The organism is Nostoc sp. 'Peltigera membranacea cyanobiont' 232 (assembly GCF_002245985.1).
In the GTDB taxonomy this organism is placed as follows: domain Bacteria; phylum Cyanobacteriota; class Cyanobacteriia; order Cyanobacteriales; family Nostocaceae; genus Nostoc.
In genome coordinates this window covers 1-23,087 of record NZ_NOLK01000033.1, presented here as the reverse complement: position 1 = coordinate 23,087, position 23,087 = coordinate 1, and the positions used below count along the sequence as shown (strand labels likewise).

Sequence of the window (23,087 nt, the reverse complement as noted above, 5' to 3'; positions counted from 1 at the left end):
CGAAAACAATCAAAGCCTTTCTGTGATTAGTATGTAGCCCGTAAATGCAATTATCTTAACTTAGTGACTCTGTACGATAAAATAAGGCTTTGAGATATTTACTGTTGATAATTAGGTAAAAATATATAGTTATATGCGTTAATTTCAACCTGATGATATGGCGGATATCTCTAGATGTCTATGGATTTGCTGAATTGGAGTAGTTATGCTGATCAGCTTCTATCTTAATTAAATTGCGCTTGATTTGTTTTAACTTTTTCAGAGATTTTTTGGACAGTTCTTGTTTATCTGATTCTTTGAGTAAAGGTATTTCTCCTACAGTTTGTAGGGGATTTTCCACAATTGCCGATAAAATAGTCTGCAAATGCCCTAACATCCACCCAATCTTATCTTCTTCAAAACGAAGAGTATCGTAACGAATCTCGATTAACAATTCATCCCCAGGCACTGCAACTACAGTCAGTGGATAATTATTTTGCCCAAAACTCTCTATATTGCTTGGCTGTAGCAAACCACCCTCATCGAACAAAGAACTATCAATTGGATAATTCTCAAACCCCACAAGACTCTCAAACAAAGGTATTCCTACAGGTATCTCGCTCCTGGCTTGAATCTCAACAAGGGGTGTATAAGAGTAATGCTGTAATTCCAAAATTAACTGTTGTATTTGTTGGAGCCAAGGTATTAGTTGCTGCTGGGGAAATATTTGCAGACGTAATGGTAAGGTATTGATCAACAATCCTACCATATTTTCCACTCCCGACAAACTGATAGAACGACCAGAAACCGTCACCCCAAACACTACATCTTTTTCACCACTATAACGACTTAATAGTAATCCCCAAGCAGCTTTTACTATAGTTGCTAAAGTCACATGATGTTGTTGAGCTACAGATTGTAACTGGTGACTCACGTGAGCAGACAAACGTAATTTAAGTTTCTTATAATCCGATGGCTGTTGTTGTTTTTGATACTTAGGCTTATCTACTACTAAGGAAGTAGGAGCCTTAAAACCTTGCAAATTTTGTTGCCAAAACTCAATTGCAGCTTCCTTGTCTTGAAAATGCAACCAAGCAATATAATCTTGGTAGGGCCGTGGTGTTGGCAAACACAAAGTTTCACCTCTAAGTGACGCTTCGTAGAAACTTAAAACTTCTTTAAAGATAATCGACAAACACCATCCATCGATAAGGATGTGGTGATGATTCCAGATGAAAGTGTAAATATCTTCACTTAGTTGAATTAACGTACACTCCATCAATGGTGCTTGGTTGAATTGAAAACTTTGCTCCATTTGTGTTTGCAACAACTCTTTTAATTGCTGTTGTTGCTCTGTTGGAGACAATTCTTGCCAATCAACATTATTCCAAGGTAAATTAACCTGTTTCACTACTATTTGTAATGGAGCTTGGCAATTTTCCCAAACAAAGAATGTACGTAAAACTGAATGTCTATCTAAAACTTTTTCCCAAGCTGATTCAAAAGCAGCAGAATTAATATTACCCTTAATATTAAAGGTTGTCCGATCAAAATACACCCCACTTTCAGGAGCATAAAGACTGTGGAATAGCATCCCTTGTTGCATGGGAGAAAGTGGATAAATTGATTCAATTTTTTTAGTTTTTAACGCAGCTAATAACTCATCGAGTTCTTTTTGATTCAACTGTGCTAAAGGGAAATCACTAGGTGTATATCCAAAAGCATCTTCTGAGTGACAATTTTCTATTATTGACCTGATTGCTTGAATATAGCTGTGTGCCAAATTTTCCACTGTGGCACGAGTATGAACATTACTACTGTAAGTCCAATTAATTTGTAATTCCCCTTCTACAACTAGAGCATTAATATCCAATATATGGCTGCGAATTTGCTTCAAACTATAGTTAGCTCCAGTGGATTCAGAGGTAAATTTCCAACCCATTTGAGATTGGATTTGGTCGAATTGTCCTAAGTAGTTAAAACAAATTTCTGGAGTGGGAATTGTCTGTAGTGGTTGATTAACGGTAGTATCTTCACACAAGTAACGCAATATGCCGTAGCCAATGCCCCGATTGGGAATTCCTCGTAATTGTTCTTTAATTGACTTGATAACTTCTGCTGGTCGCTCTAAGGTCGGTAGTTGCAATAATACTGGAAACAAACTGGTAAACCAACCTACCGTCCTCGATAAGTCTACATCTTCAAATAGTTCTTCTCTGCCATGTCCCTCTAAGTCAATTACTACCGTTGAATTTCCCGTCCACTCTGCCAATGAAATTACTAATGCACTTAGCAGTATATCGTTAATGTGTGTGTTGTAAGCTTCGTTTACTGACCCCAGCAGCGCGCGGGTTTCTTCTACATTCAATTTCACTGACACAGAAGCAGCACTACCAACTGTATTTTCTTGGTTGTTACAAGCATAATCTAAGTGTAGTGGTGTTGTTTTAGACCAAGGTTGATTGAGCCAATAGTCTAACTCTTGTTTGATTATTTCTAATTGTGCGTAATTGTTTAATTTTTTTGACCAATCAATAAATGCTGTTGTTTTAGCATTTAGTTGTATCGGTTGTTCGGCGATCAGTTGTTGATAGATTGTCTCTATATCTGACAATAAAATTCTCCAACTCACCCCATCTACTGCTAGGTGATGAATGATAATTAATAAACGGGCGTCACCTTCACTACCCAAGTCAAACATCACCACTTGCATTATCGGTCCTGTTGACAGGTTTAAACTAGCTTGAAATTCTGTGGCGATTTTTGATAAGGCTTGTGGTTGTTCAAGTCTGGGAATTGATGATATATCTACTAGGTCAAATGGTACGGTATCATCTAAGCCGTGGTTTATTTGTTTGTACTCAGATTTTGATGTGAATCTTAACCGTAGAGCATCGTGATGCTCTAGTAATTTTTCTACAGCTTTTCTGAGCAATTGAGGTTTTATATCCCTAGGTACATGTAATAAAACTGATTGATTGTGATGGTGTATTTCTTGTGTATTTTGTGCCAAGAACCAGTGTTGAATTGGTGTTAAAGGTGCCACTCCTGTCACTAGACCTTGTTGAGCAGTTACACTAACTGTTGTATTGGCAACTCGTGCTAGTTCGGCGATGGTCTGATTTTGAAATATTTGGTTAACAGTGATTTCCACTCCTAAGTTTTTGGCATGGGAAACTACTTGAATGCTGAGGATGGAATCACCACCGATTTCAAAGAAGTTGTCGTGGATACTAACTTTTTCTTTTAGAAGCAGTTTTTGCCAGATGTTAGTTAAGGTTTGTTCTATGGCTGTGCTTGGTGCTACGTATTCCTGAATTCGGATGATTTCCCCATCTGGTGCTGGTAGTGCTTTACGGTCTATTTTGCCATTGGCTGTTACAGGTAAAGTCTCTAAAGTTACAAAAGCACTAGGTATCATGTATTTTGGTAGCTTTGACCTGAGGAATTCACTTAGTTGGTTGCTGGTTAGCAATCGATCTATCGTAACTACATAGGCAACTAAGCGTTTATTCCCAGGAATATCTTCTGTCGCAATGACTACAGCTTGTTGGATTTGAGAGTGGGTATTGAGGATTGTTTCAATTTCCTCTAGTTCGATGCGGAATCCCCGAATCTTCACTTGATGGTCAATGCGACCAACAAATTTGACATTACCATCACTACTGTAGCGAGCAAGGTCGCCTGTTTTGTAAAGCCGTTGTGATTTGGAATCAGAGAAGGGATTTGGGATAAATTTTTCTTCGGTTAGTTCTGGATGGTTTAGGTAGCCTCTGGCTAAACTATCACCTCCGATATAGAGTTCTCCCGTAATACCAACGGTCACTGGTTGCAAATTGCTGTCTAGAATGTAAACTTGGGTATTAGCTATGGGACGACCAATAGGTACAATACCAGTTTTTTCTTCTTGGTTGCTCAAATCTATTTGGTAAATTGTTGCTGTAATCGTTGCTTCCGTTGGGCCATAAGCATTGTATAGTTTGATGTGGCTACCAACGTATTTTTGCCACATAGCAACTCTTGACCATTGGACTTGTTCGCTACCGACAATCAACAAACGCAAAAAGCTTAGTAAATTTTCCTGGAATTGGGATAAATCCAAAACCCACTCATGCCAAAATGCTGCTGGTAAGTTTAATACAGTCAAGCTTTGTGTCTTGATAAATTCAACCAAGTCTGCAAAAGAAGCAAATAGCTCCTGAGAACGTAACACCACTGTCGCACCACTTAACCAAGAAGGGAAGATTTCTTCAATTGCAACATCAAAACTCAAAGCGGCAAATTGCAGCACTTTATCCCATGAACTCAGATTGTATTCAGATGCAATCGCACTACTATGATTTACTAAATTCTGGTGTGTAACTAATACTCCCTTGGGTTGTCCGGTAGAACCAGAAGTGTAGATCCCATAAGCCAAATTATCTGGAGATACCCCAACATCTAGATTCTCATGACTGTATTGCTCTATTGCCCCCCAGTCTCGATCTAAACAAACTACCCTTGCTGGGTTTTGTGGCAAAGATTCGAGCAATGACTGTTGGGTCAATAACACTTCAACACCCGAATCAGCCAACATATAACTCAACCGCTCTTGAGGATAATTGTGGTCAAGGGGGACATAAGCGCCACCTGCCTTAAGTATCCCCAACAGTCCTACCATCATCTCAATGGAACGTTTCACGCAAATACCCACCAGTACCTCAGGCCCCACGCCTAAGCTTTGGAGATAGTGAGCTAACTGATTGGCACGGGCATTTAACTCCTGATAGCTAAGTTTCTCATCTTCAAAAACTACCGCTATGGCATCGGGAGTTCGTTCTACCTGGGCTTCAAATAGCTGATGGATGCACTGGTGCTGAGGATATTTCACTGCCGTGTTGTTCCACTCTACCAGCATTTGATAACGCTCTTGCTCAGTTAACAAGGGTAAATTTGCTACATCTTGCTGGGGGTTATGAACAAAAGCCTTCAATACAGTACAGAAATGCCCCAGCCACCTCTGGATTGTGGTGTCCTCAAATAAGTCTTTATTGTAACCAGCTTCCAACACCAAATGTGTCTTGAGGTCAATGAGGTTGAAGTCAAGATCGTAATGATTGAAATCCAAAGGCCTTGGGAGCAGCTTTATATCTAAATTGCCCATTGGCGCAGTGGGAATCGGTGGTTCGAGGTTAAAGGTTACAGACACTAAATCGGGACGACTGCGATCGGTTCCGAGATCGAGTTGATTTAAAAGTTCAGCAAAGGGATAGTCCTGATGCTCGTAAGCATCCAGCAACTTGGTGCGATTACCAGCCAAAAAGTCTTGGACGGTTATGGGATCTTTTCCTAGACAACTTTGAATCGGCAATAAATGGGAGGCATAACCAACCATTGTTTGACTTCCAGGGAGCGATCGCCCACTAGTGGGAATCCCAACAATAATCTCATTTTGTCCGGTAAGGCGATGGAGCAAGATGAGATAACCCGTTAACAGAGTCATGAACAAAGTACATTTTTGTCCCTGGCTGAACGATCGCAACTGTTGACAGAAGCTTGGGTCGAGTTCTAATTGTTGACGACTAGCTCTATAGGTTTTGACAGGAGGACAAATTCGATCTGTCGGTAACTCCAGCACAGGTGGTTTTGTTGCAAACTGTGCTAGCCAAAAAGACTTGTGCGCTGTCATCGCTTCCGTTTGACAATGCTTGTTTTGCCAGGTTAAAAACTCTCGAAATTGTAGAGGTGATTCAAGATAAGTTACTGAACCATTGCACAGGGCAGAATAGAACAGTCCAATTTCCTGCAAAATATTTTCCGCAGACCACCCATCTACCACAATATGGTGTCCAATGATTACAAAAATATGGCGTCGGGGTGCGAGCTTAAGCACCTCAATCCGCAGTAAAGGGCCGGTTGTGAGATCGAAAGGTTGGGAATTTCTTTGCCTCAGCCACATATTTAGTTGTGTTTGCTGGACATTTTCTGCCTTTGCCAAGTCAGAAGAGTAGTCAATCAAAGGTACCTCAAGGGTCATACTGGGCAAAATTTTCTGCCATTCTCCTTGGGAATCGATTGTAATTCGCAGGGCTTCATGGCGGTTAACAACTTGCTCAACAGCCTGCTTCAGCATCTCTAGCTCTAGCTGACCCCGCAACTCCAGGTAGGCGCTCGTATGGTAAGCTATTGACCCCGATTCTGAAACTTGAGCTAAAAGCCAGAGTTGCTTTTGCGCTTCACTGAGAGGAATTTTAATGGGCGTGCTATCTAAAGAGGTTAACCGCTTAATAAAATTTGACAAGAGTGGCTGTTGATTAATGCCAGGAGTTTGACAAAACCGCGACCAATCAATAGGTATAATAGCAACCTGAGCGATTGCGCTCCTGAGCAATTGTTGCAAAACCTGAAAGCCTTGGTCAGGAGCAATTAACTCAATACCAGCCTCTTGCCAACGCTGATTGAGATAGTCTTTCCAAAGCTGCTGAGTATGAGAATCAAAGTGACTAGCCACCTTAGCTTCACTCCAGCCTCCCCAATTTAGGCTTAATCCTGGAAGTCCTTGCGATCGACGATAGTGTATTAAAGCATCCATAAAAGCGTTGGCAGCCGCATAGTTGCTTTGACCAAAGGAGCCCAATAAAGCTACGATCGAGGAAAAGACTACAAAGCGATCAAGAGGTAAGTCTTGGGTCAAGATATGTAGATTCCAGGTCCCCGAAACCTTAGGAGTTAAGACAGTCTTAAACTGCTGCCAAGTTTGCTTAGCCAAACCTTTATCATCAATAACCCCTGCCAGATGGAAAATATTGCGAAGGGGCGGCCAGCTTTCTTGCAGTTGGTTTTTAATTTGAGCCAATAACTCAGATACCTCAGTAGCATTAGTAATATCTACCTGCGCCACCTTAATCTTTATCCCTGCCTTTTCTAATTCGGCTATGGTTTGCTGAACCTCTGGTGAAGGGGCTCGACGTCCACAAAGAATCAGATGCTTAACTCCTTGAGTAACTAGCCATTGAGCAAACTTAATGCCGAGTACCCCAAATCCTCCGGTAATTAAACTAGTTCCTACCAATTCCTTGCTAGGTGTTGACGTCCCAGATGGTTGCAAAAAATTGCTCGAACGACCAATAAAGCCGTTACCAGAATCTGAGGCGCGATTGACTTCATCAGCAATTGAATAGCGAACTAAACGAGCAACATAGCGTTCTCCCTGATGTAGCGCAATCTGATCTTCACCTTGAGAAGTGGTTAGTTCCATCAATAATGCTCTGGCTCGCTCTGCAACAGAGTGATGGGTATCTAAATCAATCAAAGCACCCCAATTATTAGGATATTCCATAGCCACGGTGCGAGCAAATCCCCATAAAGAAGCTTGGGCAAATCCAGTGGGGACGATGTTAGTGGGCATAACAGCTTGCTGGGTAACAAACCAGAATTTAGGAGGAATACCCTTAGAATCAATTTTGCTGATAGCAGCTTGCACCAGGGAAAGGGCACTACCGCAAATCAGTTGTTGAACATCCTCAAGAACATCAACAGTTAAGTTCTCGATCGCAGGAGTGTTTAGGCTCCAAAGGTGGACAATCCCTTGAATTGGCAATTGATTGCTTGATGTATAATTTTCTAAAAGCTGACTAAAAGCATTAGAGTCTGTTGGGTCAATTATGTGAGTATTATGAATATCTGATGCAATGTGGTTACTTGAGGGATAAATCAGCGAACAGGTTTGACCTCGCGCACTGAGTCCATCGGCTAGGGAATTTCCAATACCCTGTTCATCTGCAAAAATTAACCAGCGCCCAGTTTCTTTGGTTAAGTCTACTTTATCCCCAGCAATAGAACTTGGTTGATTTTGCCATTCAAGGGTATACAACCAATCTGGATCTGGCGTTACCTCTGTAAAAGTTTGAGGGGTTTGAAAATTTTCCCTTAGTGCATTCAAGTAAGGCAAATTTGCTAAAACATTTTCTGGCTTTACCCCAAAATCAATCAGGCAAGCAATCTCATCGACACCAATGGCAAGTAGTTTTTCTACAATTTGAGCACAAGACTCAGGTGTGCCAATTAGCGCACTAGTTTTAACATAGCGATCGTATGCAGCAGACAAGATATAGTTTTTGTTATCCTCAGAAAGCTGCTCAAAGTTTGCCACTGATAAGCCCTGACTCTTGACCAATGATTGGAATAATCCCAGGGATGAAGAGAGGTAGTTATAAAAAGGTTGACGAGCAAGTTCTCGAACTTCCTGCAAGTCATTACCAACAAAAGTATGTAGTAAAACTGTTACTTGACCAGTGCTTGGGTCGTGGCCGTGTTGAGCCAGAGCTTCCCGATAAAGTCCAATATTGCGAACAAGTTCTTCAATGGTTTGACCCATGAGATTGGTTAAAACTCCAGCACCAATTTCGCCTGCTTTAATGTAAGTTTCTGGATTATTAACGATTGTCACCCAAGTTGGCAGGGCTTTTTGTAGGGGCATCGGAAAGGTTTTGATCTGCATGGGATTGCCGACTCCGTTAATAAACTCAATCGGCTCCCCTCGCCAGAGTTTTTGGACTGTTTGAATGCTCTCAAACATGATTTCACGGCGGCGATTATAGGCATCTGGAGCAAAAATAAAGTCATTGGGATGCCAACCAGAGGCAAAAGCAACCCCCACTCGTCCCTCAGAAATATTATCAATTACAGCCCAGTCTTCGGCGACGCGAATCGGATGGTGGATAGGGAGAACAACACTCCCAGCTCGTAGCTGAACCGTATTGGTTTCTCGAGCTAAAGCTGCCGCCAGCAGAGATGGATTGGGCGAAAATCCCCCAAAAGCATGAAAGTGTCGCTCTGGGAACCAGATAGCCGTGAAGTTATTCCGATCTGCAAATTTCGCGCCTTCAAACAAAAGGGTATACTTATCTTTGGAAAATTTTGCCTCGTAGTTGCCAAAATAATACAGACTAAACTGGATAAATTTATCCACCTCTAAACTGGCTTTCCCCTCTGAGGGGCGTTGCTGGCGCTTTACCGAAGCCGATTTGAGATCGCGTTGCTTCCCGAAAAATTCTTTGGATTGAGTCGGGTTGATTTGAGAAGCTTGTTCTTGAATAATCGGGTTGCTTTTAACAAGCTCAGGAGATGAAGAGACTGTTGTTCTGGTTTGAGGGGTTTGAGTCGCTGGTTGGGCATCAGTTGCTATACCCTGATTTCTTAAAACTGAAAGTTGCTCTGTCATTAGCTGAGACATCTGAGCAATTAGTTTCTCAGAAACTTGAGCCATAGTTTGCAGCTGCTGGCTCATAATTAGTTCTAAACCCGTTGTGCCAACTTGACTGGAGCCGGAAGAATTTAAAAGATTCAACTGTTGATTGATGTTTTCTGTAAAGCTTAATTCTCTTGACTCACGATCTATGTTGGAAGTTGAAGCATGGCTAAAAGATTCTGGTTCAATAGGTGAGTCATTTGGATCGGCAGCAGTGTTTGGCTTATCTAGTGATGGTTCTTCTAACTCAAACCCATCAGGCAGATGACTGGCAATATAATTGGCAAGGGCATCTAAGGTGTTTAGGTCTTCAAATAGCTGACGAATAGTTAAGTCAACCCCAAAACTTTGCTTTAAGTTTTGTGCTGCTTCTAAAAAGACAATAGAATCTGCCCCCATTTCCAGCAAAGGTTTATCAATTTCTACTTCCTCTGGGGCAAGGTGTAGGATACTGCCGATGAGCGATCGCAATTTTGCTAAAATTTTCTCTCGCAGTTGAAGAGTGTTCTGCTCGGACTGCTGTTCGGGCTGAACCCCAGATTTTGCAGACAAAGTAGATGATAATCCATCTTCGGTCATGGTTCTAGACTCTTTTTTGTTACACCAATAGCTTTTTCTTTGAAATGGATAAGTAGGTAAAATTACTTTGCGTCGTTGAGGATAGTCTAAGTCAAAGCCTTTCCAATCGACTTTCACCCCTCTGACGTGTAGTTGACTCAGACTGGTGAGCATCTGCTGCCAATCATCCTGTCCAAGTCTCAACGAAGGCAACCATATCTCTACATTCTCCGGTATACACCACCTTCCCATTCCCAGCAAAACTGGCTTTGAGCCGCATTCCAAGAATACCTCACACCCCTGTTTGTGCAAAGTTTGCATTCCGGCTGCAAAGTTAACAGGGGAGAGGATATGACGACACCAATACTCAGGGGTTAGCACTTCCTCTGTAACCATCTGCCCCGTAACATTGGAAATCAACTTAATTCGAGGCTGAGAGTAGTTCACCTGCTCGGCTACTTGTTTAAACTCTGCCACCATTGGTTGCATCAAAGGTGAGTGGAAGGCATGAGAGACTTCTAGTTCTTTACTCTTGAACCCTTTCGCTTCCATCTGAGCGGCAACATCTTGAACAACCTTTTCTACACCAGAAATCACTGTGTTTTGAGGCCCATTGAAAGCAGCAATAAAAACATCTGGCTTGCCTGCGATCGCTGCTTTCACCTCCTCCACAGGAGCCATTAGGGATAACATTATCCCACCACTAGGCAACTGGTGCATTAATTTGCCGCGAGTAGCAATCAACTTCAAGCCATCTTCTAAACTAAATACTCCTGCTATTGTTGCTGCGACATATTCTCCTACACTATGACCCATAACCACATCTGGTTTTATTCCCCAACTTTGCCATAACTGAAAAAGAGCATATTCAATGGCAAATAAGGCAGGTTGAGTATAAGCAGTTTGGTCAATAAGAGAACTATTTAAATTTTGGTTATTTTCAGGATAAATAACCTCTAAAATAGATTTTTTTAAATAAGATTCGAGAATTTGCTCACAGCGTTCTAAGGCTCGACGGAAAACGGGTTGGGTTTGATAAAGTTGTCTTCCCATGTTGACATACTGAGAACCTTGTCCGGTAAACAGGAAGGCAATTTTAGGTGATTTACTATTACTAGATATTTTTCCAGAAAATACATGATTAGCTTCTTCTCCAGCCCTAAATTTTGCTAATTTATCAGCTAATTCTTGTTTATCAGATGTAATAATCGCTAAACGATGGTTAAAGTGGGAGCGCCCAGTATTAGCAGTGAAGCAGAGATCAGCAAGGGAAATTTCTGGATGAGCCTCTAAAAAGCTTTCATAGCTGTTAGCTAAAGATTGCAAAGCTTCTGGAGTTTGAGCTGAGAGGTTGAGAATGTGCCAGGGACGCTCAGTTGTGGGTGTCGCTGTTTGAAGTTGCGGTGCTTGTTCGAGAATCAGATGAACATTGGTTCCACTCATCCCAAAGGAACTTACTCCGGCTAATCTACTTCCCTCTTTTTCTGGCCAGGGAATGGCGATCGTCGGGACTTTAACAGGAATTTCCTCCCAAGGGATATAAGGATTGGGAGTTTGAAAGTGAAGATGGGGTGGAATTTTCTGATGTTGCAAAGCCAAAACCACTTTCATTAAAGATGCGACTCCGGCGGCTCCTTCTAAATGGCCAAAGTTAGTCTTGACTGAACCAATGTGCAGAGGAGTGTCCTGAGTTCGTCCTGTACTTAATACTTTGCTCAGAGCCAAAACCTCAATAGGATCTCCTAAAGGTGTTCCTGTTCCGTGAGTTTCTACATATTGAATATCCTTTTGCTCGACCTTGGCATTTTTGAGTGCCTGACGAATTACTGCCTCTTGAGCAGTACCATTGGGAGCAGTAATGCCATTACTACGTCCATCATGATTAACCGCCGAACCTCTAATTACAGCGAGAATATTATCTTTGTCAGCCAAAGCATCAGACAAACGCTTTAGTATCACCATGCCACATCCTTCTCCCCGCGAATAGCCATTAGCAGTAGCATCAAAAGTTTTGCAATGGCCGTCTGGAGATAGGGCTTTGAGTTTACAAAGACCGATTGTTATGTCTGGAGTGAGAATCAGGTTGACTCCACCAGCTAAGGCAAGATTGGACTCTTTAGCGCGTAAGCTTTGACAAGCAAGATGCATAGCTAATAGAGAAGAGGAGCAAGCAGTATCGACTTGGAAAGCCGGCCCTTGCAAATCAAACATATATGCTAAACGTCCTGCGGCTAAGGGTCGCAGACTTCCTAAACTATTGTAGGCATCAATGCTCAAGTAATCGCCATTAACTGATAAGCGTGAGTAGTCTTCCATAAAGAAGCCAAGAAATACTCCTGTCTGGCTACCCCTGAGTTTTTCTGGAGCCTGCCCACTATGTTCTAGAGCTTCCCAAGTTACTTCTAATAATAGTCTTTGCTGAGGGTCAATAGCTTCTGCTTCTCTAGGGGAAACACCAAAAAACTGAGGATCAAATTGGTCTATGTCCTCTAAAAAAGCGCCATATCGAGTGTACATTTTCCCCGGAGCTTCTGGATTAGAATCATAGTATGCATTGTTATTCCAGCGATCTAAGGGAACTTCAGTAATCGCATTGATCCCATTATCTAGGAGATTCCAGTAAGCTTGAGGGTGATTCACTTTGCCAGGAAAACGGCATCCCATTCCAATAATAGCGATCGGTTCAGATTTATCGCGTTCAACTGCTTCTAGTTTTTTAATTGCTTCATTTAGGGATAGAAGCAGGCGCTGTGATGAGTAAGTTGGCTCAACTTTTTTGTCGTTCATGTTTATTTACCCATCAATAAAGTTTCTAGTTTTTGCAGTCCCTCAGCAATTGAGGATTCGATATCATCTTCAGAAAGGTTCTTCATCTCTGATTCTGATGTTTTTTGATCTAGCAGTGGCGACAAATCGGGTTGTGATTTACTAGCAAGGTGAATTGCCAGACATTCAATCGTCGGGAAGTTCCAAGCAATAGTTGCATCTAATTTTTCTCCTAACCAGTCTCCTAAATCTTGAGCTAACTCCACTGCTACAACTGAATCCAAACCGTATTCAGCAAAAGATTTACTAGGATCGATGGCTTGAGATGTGAGTTTTAATTCTTTTGCTAACCACTCAACTATCCACTGTTTAATCGACTCACTGGTTGGCAATTCTGATTCTGGGTAAGTAGTTTGTGGCAACAAATCAATTTTGGTATTGTCCAGATCCCGTGTATCTACAACGACTTTGGTACTGTCCAAATCCTGTGTATCTAGCTCGAGGGGCTTAGTTCCTTTGTGAGCATCTACAGGTGACTTGCACAGCAGTTCATTGATTTCGTGGTCTTCCCCTGCAAGAGTCTGTTCGAGATCCCCAATAGTTTGAGTATAATTAGAAATCACCTCTGTCAGTGTCTCTGCATTGAGTAGGACTGACTCTGCTGGACTAACAACCAAAGCTTTTTTAATGATTTGCTCAAACTGTAACCTAGTCCATTCAGCCGCACGATGCAACTCTGGTGAGGAAAAATTAGCCGATTGGTATTCTACCGCAGCTAGGAGAAATCCATAGGTAGCTATCTCACCAGTAAGTATTTGTGCCCAACGTATTGCTGACGAACGCTTTGAGAATGGAGCATTAACGCCTAAACAGCGACCCTTGATTTGATCGGCAACATCTCGTAAGCGGTTTGCTATTGCAGATGCTTGCAAACCCTCAACTAGAAATGTAAAAAGGGATTCGCTCTCATGCATAATACTGCAACCTAAATGCATATTGAGAGTTTCTGTTGGCTCTTCAAAAATCCGAAATAGTCTGGCATCTCGAAAAATTTGCGGTACCGTGTTAGTTTCTACATATCCACGACCACCTAAAAGTTGCAACGTCCAATCTGCTGCTTGCCAAAGAAATTCTGGAGCAGAGGTTTTACAGACAATAAAGGCTTCTTCTGGCACCAATTTGCCTGCATCCAGGAAATTAGCGACTGTATTGACAAAGGTTTCTGCTGCTGTAGTAGCCGCAGTGAGATTACTTAAACAGGCAAAGGTGAAGGGATTATCTAAAAGAATACCCGTAGTTATCTCACGACGACTAGCGTAGCGTTGGATCAGTTGAGCGCAACGTTTCATGGCACCAATACTCATAGCAGCAATACCCAGTCGGGCAAACATCATAGTATCTTGAGCTGCTATCATGCCCTTTCCAGGTTCACCTAATAAATCTTTTGGAGTTACAGGTACGCCATTGAAATACATAGTATTTTGCACCATACCCCGCATCCCCATAGTTATAGCTTCAGGACCAGGACGCAAGCCTGATGTTCCCTGACGCACCACAAAGCCAATCATGCCTAGGGGTTGATTCTCAGCATCATACTCCTGTACAAAGGTATTAATTGCTCCTGCCCAAGAAGAAGAACCACTCCAGATTTTAGTCCCATGCAAGTGCCAACCACCTTTACCATCTGGTATCGCCTGGGCAGAAATGCTTCTGACAGCAGAACCTGCACCCGGTTCTGTTACTGCAAACGAAGCTAACTGACGACCTTTAGCTAGAATAGGCAACAGTTCATCCTTGACTGTTTGGGTGGCATATTTTGCGATCGGTCGAATTCCCAGAGCATTATTAATACTCACAAAGGTGGCAAGAGAAAGATCGATAACAGCAAGCTGACTCATGACCCTGACTAAATCAATGTTTCTCAGCCCCAATCCTCCATAGGCTTCGGAAACTTGCATTCCCATGATGCCCTGATTGCCAAAATCCAAGACAATGTATGGTGGAATACAACGATGTTCGTCAATCAAGCGTGAGTTAATGCGGTCATTGTTATATTCCCGCAGCCAGTTAATCAGTGTATCAGCTCGTATTTGGCTAATTTCAACTGATGCGGCTTGATCCGTATTCACCGTATTGCTAGTGACGTTTTGTTGATTTTGAGAAGAGTTCTGCTCTAATATCGACGGAATATTAACTGATAACTGGGAAGAGGAAGAAACGTTGTCAGCTATCCAGGTTGCTACTGTCTGGAAACCACCTTCTAAGAAGAACTGACGACAAGCATAACGTTGAATCTTACCACTGGAAGTTTTGGGAATACTGGCAGTTTTGAGCAGGACAATTCCATAAATTTGTAGCTGATGATCCTGTGAGACGGCTTTACGGATAGCTTCAACTACCTCATCTCCGTTGATTTGGCGCAGGTAACTCCGTTCTACTTCTTGCACTACTACTAGCCTTTCTTCCCCTTCTACTTCCACAGAGAAAGCTGCCCCACAATTAGGTCGTAGTGCTGGATGACTCTCTTGAACTGTCAGTTCGATATCTTGAGGATAATGGTTTTGCCCTCGGATGATAATCACATCCTTGAGTCGCCCTGTAACGAACAACTCCCCATCGAGTAAAAATCCCAAGTCTCCTGTACGAATAAATGGACCCTCCTTTGTATCTGCCAGATATGCTTGAAAAGTTTCTTTTGTCTCCTGGGGGCGATTCCAATACCCAGAAGAAACACTACCACCAGACAGCCAAATCTCTCCTACTTGCTTTTTTTCACAGCGAGTTAACGACTCAGGATTAACAATAGTAACTGCCGTGTCTGCGTAAGGACGACCACATCCCACAAACATTCGACTTTCTGCCGATGAAATCTCACTCTCTACTACCAAATTTTGTTCTAACTCCCCAGTTTTAACTCCCTGAATCACTGGCTTTTGATTCTTATCCCCACCCGTAGTAAACAGCGTACTCTCCGCCATGCCATAGCAAGGATAAAAGGCGTTGTAGTTAAAACCACACTGAGCAAATTTTTTACTAAATTGCTCCAGAGTTTCTGCTCGTACTGGTTCTGCTCCACTGAACGCCAAATCCCAACTGCTCAAGTCAAGCTCACCTAATTGTTCTGGTTGAACTTTTTTGACACATAAATCATAAGCAAAATTTGGTCCCCCACTGGTAGTTGCCCTATATTTAGAAATCACCTGCAACCAACGGATCGGCTTCTGGAGAAACGCTACTGGGGGCATAAGAATACAGGGAATTCCCAGATACATTGGCTGCAAAACATTACCAATCAGCCCCATATCATGGAACAAAGGCAACCAACCTGCAACGACACTCTGCTCACTATGACCAAAAGCCTGTTGAATCAACTGTTGGTTGTGGATGATATTTCCATGAGTCACCATCACCCCTTTGGGTGTTCCTGTAGAACCGGAAGTATATTGCAAAAATGCCAAACTCTCCGGTGTGACTGATTTAAGTACAAACTCTTGAGGATTAGCTTCAATGGTGTCCGTAGCTACCAACTTTAACCGGGCTAACTCTGGTTCTTCTTCCCACCTTTCATCGATATTAGTCAGTATTGATGTGGTTGTCAGTGCTACCTTAGCTTGGGCATCATTAACTATAGAAAGTAACCGAGATAACTTTTGATTGCGTCTGGGAGGATAAACTGGAACCGCCACTATCCCAGCATACAAACAGCCAAAGAAAGCTGTAATAAACTCTAATCCTTCTGGATATAACAATAAAGCCCTTTCTCCTTGCCAAGATTGGAGATGGTCTGCGATCGTTCTTGCTTGTCTATCTAATTCTCCGTAGGTAAGACTCTCTGATTCAGTTTCTCCATCTTGGAGGAAGATATAGGCTTTTTGATCAGGATGGATTTGAACCCTTTGTAGTAATATATCAGATAACACAAATAGTCCCTTGGTAACTTTAATGTTGACATTGTCCAGCAATTCTCATTTTGGACTGAAATCCATCTCAGTTGAAAAAACTTGAACAAGAGAATAGGGTTTTTAGAGAAATCTATTGAGAAATATTTCTAATAGCCCGCGCAAAACTTCCAAAATGAGAATTGCTGGACATTGTCAAGTTAAAACTATCTATAGCCAATTTATGAAGTGCTGAAAGCCCTGACTGTCTAATTAGTATATTCGTGCTTACCTTTCAACGATTATGGTGGGGTTCAAACTTTCAAATCCGTTGCTACATACCAATAAGACAGACCAGGGGCTGAAAGTGGGATAAAGGGAGCGGTAGATCCCTAATTTTTAATTATTGAATGGTTTTTCCGCATGTTCCATCATAGTTCGACGTAAGCTAAGAGGTCGCATATCTTTCCATACATCTTTGATGTAAGTCAAACATTCTTCTTTAAACCCTTCTTTCCCAACAAAGTTCCACCCTGCTGGAATCTCTTTTTTCCATTTTGGCCAAATAGAATATTGTTCTTCGTGATTGACTACAACTAAATAAATAGTGTTATCTTCTTGAGCGTTCATTAGACCCTTCCTAAAACTTACAAGCAGCTATTTACAAGGCTTTGAGACCAATCTTTACAGGCTCTCTGTTAAGGTAACAGTTTTACAATCTTTATAAAGCTACAAATCCACAAATATTGATTCCATAAAATACTACCACCTTTTTAGCTATATATTTGCTGGTTTTATGCTCTGTAAAAATAAAAATAATTTTCTATTCAGTAAACCAAAAAGTTTTCCCAAAAGGGCGAAACACTAGGGATACAGGAGATATCACCAATAAATGAATGCAGAGAAGCAAGTATTATACAATAGACATCTCCAATAACTATCAAAGCTTTACTGCGGCTAGCTTATAAGACGCAAGTGCAAGCATTTCAAACTAGCTAGTACACTGAGGCGTAAGTTTAGATAGGCTTATACCGCCAAAAGCTTCCCCTTAAAAGTCCATTGGAAAGGATGAGCTAACTTTTGGTTAAAGTAGTCAACAAAATTCAATATCTGCTGTTTGAGATCTGCCTGAGAGGAAAAACTGCCTCTACGCAAGAGTTTGCGTGTGAGGATGCTAAACCAGATTTCAACCTGATTGAGCCAGGAACAGTGCTTTGGGGTAAAATGGAAAACAACCTTATGGGCGGGATTGGCTAGAAACTGGGCGCGGGTACTCATCGATTGGAGTATCCCAGACTTACCCTTAACACCTAAGTTGTCAAAGGGGATGCCTTCAATGTCGGCAATCCATCGTACCAAGGATTCTGATTGATGGATATTCAAACAGTCCATAATCAAATGCCACTTGCTGGCAGTCGGATCAGAGGCAATTAAGCGCTGGCAATGCCCCAAGAAATCGGCTTCCGTCCGCTGACTGTCAATTGTAGGAGCTACAAGTTGACCTGTAACAACATCAAAGTTAGCAATCAAAGTCTGTGTTCCATGCCGAATATATTCAAACTCTCGACATTCGACTTTGCCTGGTCGCATTGGTAAACTCTTAAGGGCGCGTTCTAGGGCTTGAATGCCAGTCATTTCATCAATGCTGATCGTGCGTTCTCCCGCGATCGCTCGGATTGGGGCACTCAGATAGTGTTGGCTGATGTCTTCCACCTTGACTTCAAACTCTGGATCATACGGGGGGAAAAAGCCAGTAACGAGACTGGTGCGGTTTGAGTTCTGCTTCAGCTAACCATCGTCCGACTTGGCGGGGGGATATTTGCTCCACAATACCAAGCTTTATCAACTCATCCGCCAGTTCATGAGAACTCCAATGACTGATGGGACGACCGTATTCCATCGGGTCACGGCACGCCATCGCCATACATTCAACTTGCTGTTCCAGGGTAAATTTTAACGGCGAACCAGGACGGTGGCGATCGCGCAATCGCTCCATCACTGTCTTGGATTGCTCGGTGGTCTCAACCCAATAGTGTCGCCAGTGCCGCGCCATTTTGATACTTATATCGAGCGTTCGAGCAATTTCGGCATTGTTTTGCCCCAACGCGGCTTTTAGCACAATCCGGGCGCGTTGTGCGATTTGCTGCGGCGTACTGGGTCGATTCACTAACTTTTCCAGGGCTTGCTGGTCAGTATCACTCAGGGTGATTGTCAGCGGTTGGCAGGGCATGAGTCGTCAAATTAATCTCGTCATTCATACCCTAACTCAATTTACGCCGCAGTGTACTAGTCAATACGAAAAAATAAGGCTTTGAGATATTTACTGATAGTAATAAGGCAAAAATATGTAGTTATATGCATTAACTTAAGGCGAATGCTACTAGGTCTATTTTTGTTGGTAATATCAACGCTCCTATTCGCAATCTTACTAATCCACAAATTGTCAAAATTACTTGCTCATACTTTTTAGGTTTTAGCCTAAATCGGTCTTGAACAACTCGGAAAATTTTTACTGAGCGAATTCGATGTTCAACAAATACTCGTTTTGATGAAAACTCCTTGTTTTCTTTTTTCTGGCCAGTTGTTAATTCCCCATTTCTTGGTGTTTTAATTGGAGTATCAATTAAATCTTCTCCTAGATAACCTAAATCTCCCTTAAAACTTTGTTTTGGATCAAAGCTATCACGATTTTCTCTAAACATTGTTATATCGCTTTTTGGTCCAGGTTCACCTGCAACAACATCAACAATATCTCTGGCGTCTGGTAAAATAATTATCTGGGTTTTAAATGTATGTTTATGTGCCTTGCCAGAAAAATATTTTTCTTGTTCTTTGTTGTCCCCTGGTCTTTCCCTGACTTGTTCATAGCTATCTATAATTAATTCATAATCCGTGAGTACTTCTTTAAGTATTTCATAATCAGATTCATTTTTTTTTACTTGTTCTATTAAACTAGATGGTAGTAATTCTCGAAGTATTGGTAGCCAATAGTTGAATATATTATTTGCTGTCGATTCACTTACATCAAATTGGATACCAAGAAGTTGAAATGTAGTCAGATGTCTGAGGTAAACCAAAGTTAAAATTATTTGTTCCGGTATTGGTAATTTTGGTTTCCTACCACCTCCACCTGTAATAATTCTTATTTTTTTTGATTCTAGCAAGACCTGTTTTTCATCGTGTAATTGCTCTGCATTTTGAATTAACTGTTGTAGCTCAGGATACCCAAGACCAATCAAGCGCTGTGCATCTTGAGGATTTTTTTCAATATGGCTCAGTATAGAACTCATGTTTTAGCACCCAAAAACATCATGTAATATTCTTTTACCATCAAATATTACTATTTTGGAGATGTCTAATAGACATCTCCGAAAACTATCAAAGCTTTGCTGTAGATAGCTTATAAGATGCCGATGCAAACATCAAAAACTAGCTAATCAATACGATAAAATAGGGATTTGAGATACTTGCTGATAATAACAAGGCAAAAATATGTAGTTATATGCATTAATTTTAGCCTGACGGCATAGGATATATTTCGACTGGTAATATTAGCGATACAATTCGTAATCTTACTAGTCCACAAATAGTCAATATAATGTAAGGATTCAGGTCTAATATTGAGGAAGTAAAGAAGGGCGAGACAGGGAGTTACTAGAATTAGCAATTAAAGCCTGTGCAAAAAAATCAATCACAGACCTAGCTTGACGGCGACAAGTCTGTACCACGGTCAACAAATTAGCAGTATGTTGAAACCGCTCCATTGAACGGGAACCACCACTAACTTTACGTTTTGTCACAGCCAAACGCAGCGATCGTTCAGCCTGATTATTATCAGGAGGAACTTCAGGATGGTCAAGGAAATACCACCATTGGCTTGCTTTATCGCGCAAAGAACGTAAAAGCTGACCTGCTGTTGCTCCTGCTTTGTCAATCCACTGATTGAGTGAGGAGTGCAACTTAGCTTTGAATTGATTGACCCAATCGTCATAACTACTTGAATCAAGAGTTTCAAACCATCGAGCATAATTGCTAAAAGCTTCATCAATTAAATTAACAAACGTTTCACCGATAGCTTGGTTGTGAAGACCTGGAAGAATAATTAGTTTTTTGAAGTGTCGGCGTAGATGAGCCAAACATTTCTGCTGGGCAAAAGCTGGATAGCCATTGTAAACGCTAAAATCATCACTGCTAAGTACCCCTGTATATTCAGTCCCTAAAATGGCTGATAATTCGGATCGTGAACGAGTGTCAGCAGCAGTAAACAGGCAGAAATCAGAATTGGCAACTACCCACAACCATTCTTTTATCCCTTTAACTGACCAAGGCGTTTCATCCACATGAACATTGGGTTGTGTCTGTTTTACCCAACTACTTAACTCAATAATGCTCGGTTCAATTGCTTGAGTTATTCGTTCATTGGTTGCTACTATTGTTCCTAGCCCAATTTCAACTTGCCCCAGTTCCCACAACATTTCTTGCTGTTTTTCATAGGGCATGTGTGCATAATTGTTTACCCATCCTAAGAACGCCTGTAATCTAACTCCTAAATCTTGCCCTGGAACGATATCTGGCGACCATGAGGCTGTTTGTACATTTCCACAGCATTCACACACGCACGTCTGACGTTGATACTCCACTATTTCAATGGGACGTTCCACTAATTGCGCTACAGACTGCTTTTCTATTTTTACTGCCAAGGTCGCAAATGCTTTTTGACCACAACACGCACACTCAGTCGGTCGTAAGATTTCATAACGATCTACTCTACCAAAGCCCTTACGGGTTTTTCCAGTATGTCCTGGTTGCCCACCTGGTTTTCTTTTGGGCTGGTTCGGTTCTTCCTCCAAGTGTGCTTTTTTGTTTTCACTTTTTTTGAGGATGTCCCCAGATGGTGGTTTCGATGAGGTAGAACTATCCAAATTTCGGCTGACTTTTAAACGTTCTACTTCAAGGTGTAGTTTTAAGATTGTTTCCTGTAACTCACATATTGCCTTGCCCTGCTCAATAATTATCTCTACCAGTTCTTCTTTTGATAACTGGTTCAAGCTTTCTCGGTCTAAATCTTGAGGCAGGTTTTGGTTCATATTTGTGATACTCCCCCTCAAGTGTCCCCCTTGTCAATACTCTGCCACCTGAATCCTTACAATATAATTTGTTCATACTTCTTAGGATTCAACCTAAATCTATCTTGAACAACTCGAAAAATTTTTACCGAACGGATTCGATGTTCAACAAATACTCGTTTGGATGAAAACTATTTGTTTGATTTTTTCTGTTTAGTTGTTAACTCTTTATTTCTTGGTTTCTTAATCGGAGTATCAATTAAATCTTCTCCTATATAACCCAAATCTCCCTGAAAACTTTGTTTTGGGTCAAAGTTATCACGATTTTCTCGGAACAAAGTTATATCGCTTTTTGGCCCTGGTTCTCCTGCCACAACATCAACGATATCTCTACCATCTGGCATGATAATTATTTGGCTTTTAAATGTATGATTACTTTTCTTACCAGAAAAATATTTTTCTTGTTCCTCATTATCTCCGGGTCTTTCCCTGACTTGTTCATAGCTGTCTACAATTAATTCATATTCTGTGAGTATTTCTTTAACTACCATCAAGTCAGATTCGTTTTTTTTTACTTGTTCAATTAAACTGGATGGTAGTAATTCTCTCAGTATTGGTAACCAATAATTAAATATATTATTTGCTGTCGATTCACGATTCACTCACTCCAAACTGGATACCAAGAAGTTGAAATGTCGTCATGTATCTGAGATACACCAAGGTTAAAATTATTTGTTTGGCAACAGATAGTTTTGATTTTCGACCTCCACCACCAGCAATAATTCTAACTTTTTTTGATTCTAAGGTCGCTTGTTTTTAGTGATGTAATCGTTCCGCATTTTCGATTAGCTGTTGTAACTGTTCATACTCCAGACCAATTAAACGCTGTGTTTGTTTAGGATTATCTTCAATGTGGTTCAGTATATCGCTCATATTTCTGTGTCAAAAAAGCTCTATGATGTTCTTTTACCACAGAATGTTACTATTTTGGAGATGTCTAATACTCATTCTATAAAAAATAGTTATCAGATTTCAAAAGTGTTGAATGTTAAGAAAAATCCGATAAGAACAGCCCAAAATATGTTAAATTTTGGGCGGAAGATTAAAGTATATCTATTTGATAGTGATTATAAATTCATTTCCCAAGATTGTCAAAGATATCTTGAGAGGACTGCCAAAAAACGATTATCCAGTATTGAACAGTCGTCTGTTCTTTGAATGCTGGCTATCTTATGCTATGGATAACAGCTTAACAAGTATGCGAGATTTGTTTAACAGATTAAACAACACAGGATTTGAGGTAGATATTTCTACTTTCTCTAAAGCAAACTTACATCGAAGCCAAAAACCTTTTCAAGACATTTACCAAAAATTAAATGAATTAGTACAGAAGAAAGTTCAAAAAAAGTTACACGATAAATATGCAATTTGTCCAATAGATTCAACAATTATTACTCTCACAAGTAAATTGTTATGGGTATTAGCGCTCTTTTATGTCTCTGGTGAGAGAAAAATGCTCTGATTTGCTGAGATTTTTGAAACTCCTTGAAGGCTGTGAAGAATGCAGACGCTGCTATGTCGGAAATATTGGGATTTATCAAATATATCTGT

At 41.1% G+C, this 23,087-nt stretch carries 9 protein-coding genes and 1 pseudogene; 1 reads left to right on the top strand and 9 read right to left on the bottom strand.

Features of this window, described 5'->3' with window-relative positions; translation table 11 throughout:
* Positions 1–178: 178 nt before the first annotated feature.
* From CDG79_RS13760 to CDG79_RS44830, 9 genes are all read right to left on the bottom strand, one after another.
* Positions 179–12,553, bottom strand: coding sequence for a hybrid non-ribosomal peptide synthetase/type I polyketide synthase (locus tag CDG79_RS13760; RefSeq protein WP_094342613.1), 12,375 nt, complete (start codon positions 12,551–12,553; stop codon positions 179–181).
* 2 nt (positions 12,554–12,555) lie between these two features.
* Positions 12,556–16,452: an AMP-binding protein gene (locus CDG79_RS45160; protein ID WP_189524989.1), complete on the bottom strand. Its 3,897-nt coding sequence runs from the start codon at positions 16,450–16,452 to the stop codon at positions 12,556–12,558.
* A 357-nt stretch (positions 16,453–16,809) separates the two neighbouring features.
* Positions 16,810–17,040 carry an MbtH family protein gene (locus CDG79_RS13750; protein WP_094342611.1) on the bottom strand — a complete coding sequence of 77 codons (231 nt, stop codon included), beginning with the start codon at positions 17,038–17,040 and terminating at the stop codon, positions 16,810–16,812.
* A gap of 396 nt (positions 17,041–17,436) precedes the next feature.
* Complete coding sequence (locus tag CDG79_RS13745) at positions 17,437–18,123, bottom strand: transposase (RefSeq protein WP_223278136.1); 687 nt, start codon at positions 18,121–18,123, stop codon at positions 17,437–17,439.
* 19 nt (positions 18,124–18,142) lie between these two features.
* On the bottom strand, positions 18,143–18,640 hold the full coding sequence (locus CDG79_RS13740; RefSeq protein WP_094342610.1) for a helix-turn-helix domain-containing protein: 498 nt from the start codon (positions 18,638–18,640) through the stop codon (positions 18,143–18,145).
* A 130-nt stretch (positions 18,641–18,770) separates the two neighbouring features.
* Positions 18,771–19,700 carry a transposase family protein gene (locus tag CDG79_RS13735; protein ID WP_094342609.1) on the bottom strand — a complete coding sequence of 310 codons (930 nt, stop codon included), beginning with the start codon at positions 19,698–19,700 and terminating at the stop codon, positions 18,771–18,773.
* A gap of 324 nt (positions 19,701–20,024) precedes the next feature.
* Positions 20,025–21,497, bottom strand: coding sequence for an IS66 family transposase (gene tnpC / locus CDG79_RS13730; RefSeq protein ID WP_094342608.1), 1,473 nt, complete (start codon positions 21,495–21,497; stop codon positions 20,025–20,027).
* A gap of 170 nt (positions 21,498–21,667) precedes the next feature.
* Entirely contained in the window at positions 21,668–22,138 is a 471-nt protein-coding gene (locus CDG79_RS43725; RefSeq protein WP_223278135.1) for a transposase family protein, read from the bottom strand.
* Entirely contained in the window at positions 22,128–22,193 is a 66-nt protein-coding gene (locus CDG79_RS44830) for a transposase family protein (protein WP_262985799.1), read from the bottom strand. The genes CDG79_RS43725 and CDG79_RS44830 overlap by 11 nt, the downstream gene beginning before the upstream one ends.
* 406 nt (positions 22,194–22,599) lie before the next feature.
* Here CDG79_RS44830 and CDG79_RS13720 point away from each other — a divergent pair.
* Positions 22,600–22,959 (top strand): annotated as a pseudogene (locus CDG79_RS13720) (IS4 family transposase); the annotation flags it as partial.
* Positions 22,960–23,087: the final 128 nt, after the last annotated feature.

Bases quoted from the DNA above. Each gene is read 5' to 3' on its own strand.
- CDG79_RS13760 (WP_094342613.1), bottom strand. From the start codon at position 12,553: ATGAACGACAAAAAAGTTGAGCCAACTTACTCATCACAGCGCCTGCTT.
- CDG79_RS13750 (WP_094342611.1), bottom strand. From the start codon at position 17,040: ATGAACGCTCAAGAAGATAACACTATTTATTTAGTTGTAGTCAATCAC.
- CDG79_RS13740 (WP_094342610.1), bottom strand. From the start codon at position 18,640: ATGCCCTGCCAACCGCTGACAATCACCCTGAGTGATACTGACCAGCAA.
- CDG79_RS13735 (WP_094342609.1), bottom strand. From the start codon at position 19,700: ATGAGTTCTATACTGAGCCATATTGAAAAAAATCCTCAAGATGCACAG.
- tnpC (WP_094342608.1), bottom strand. From the start codon at position 21,497: ATGAACCAAAACCTGCCTCAAGATTTAGACCGAGAAAGCTTGAACCAG.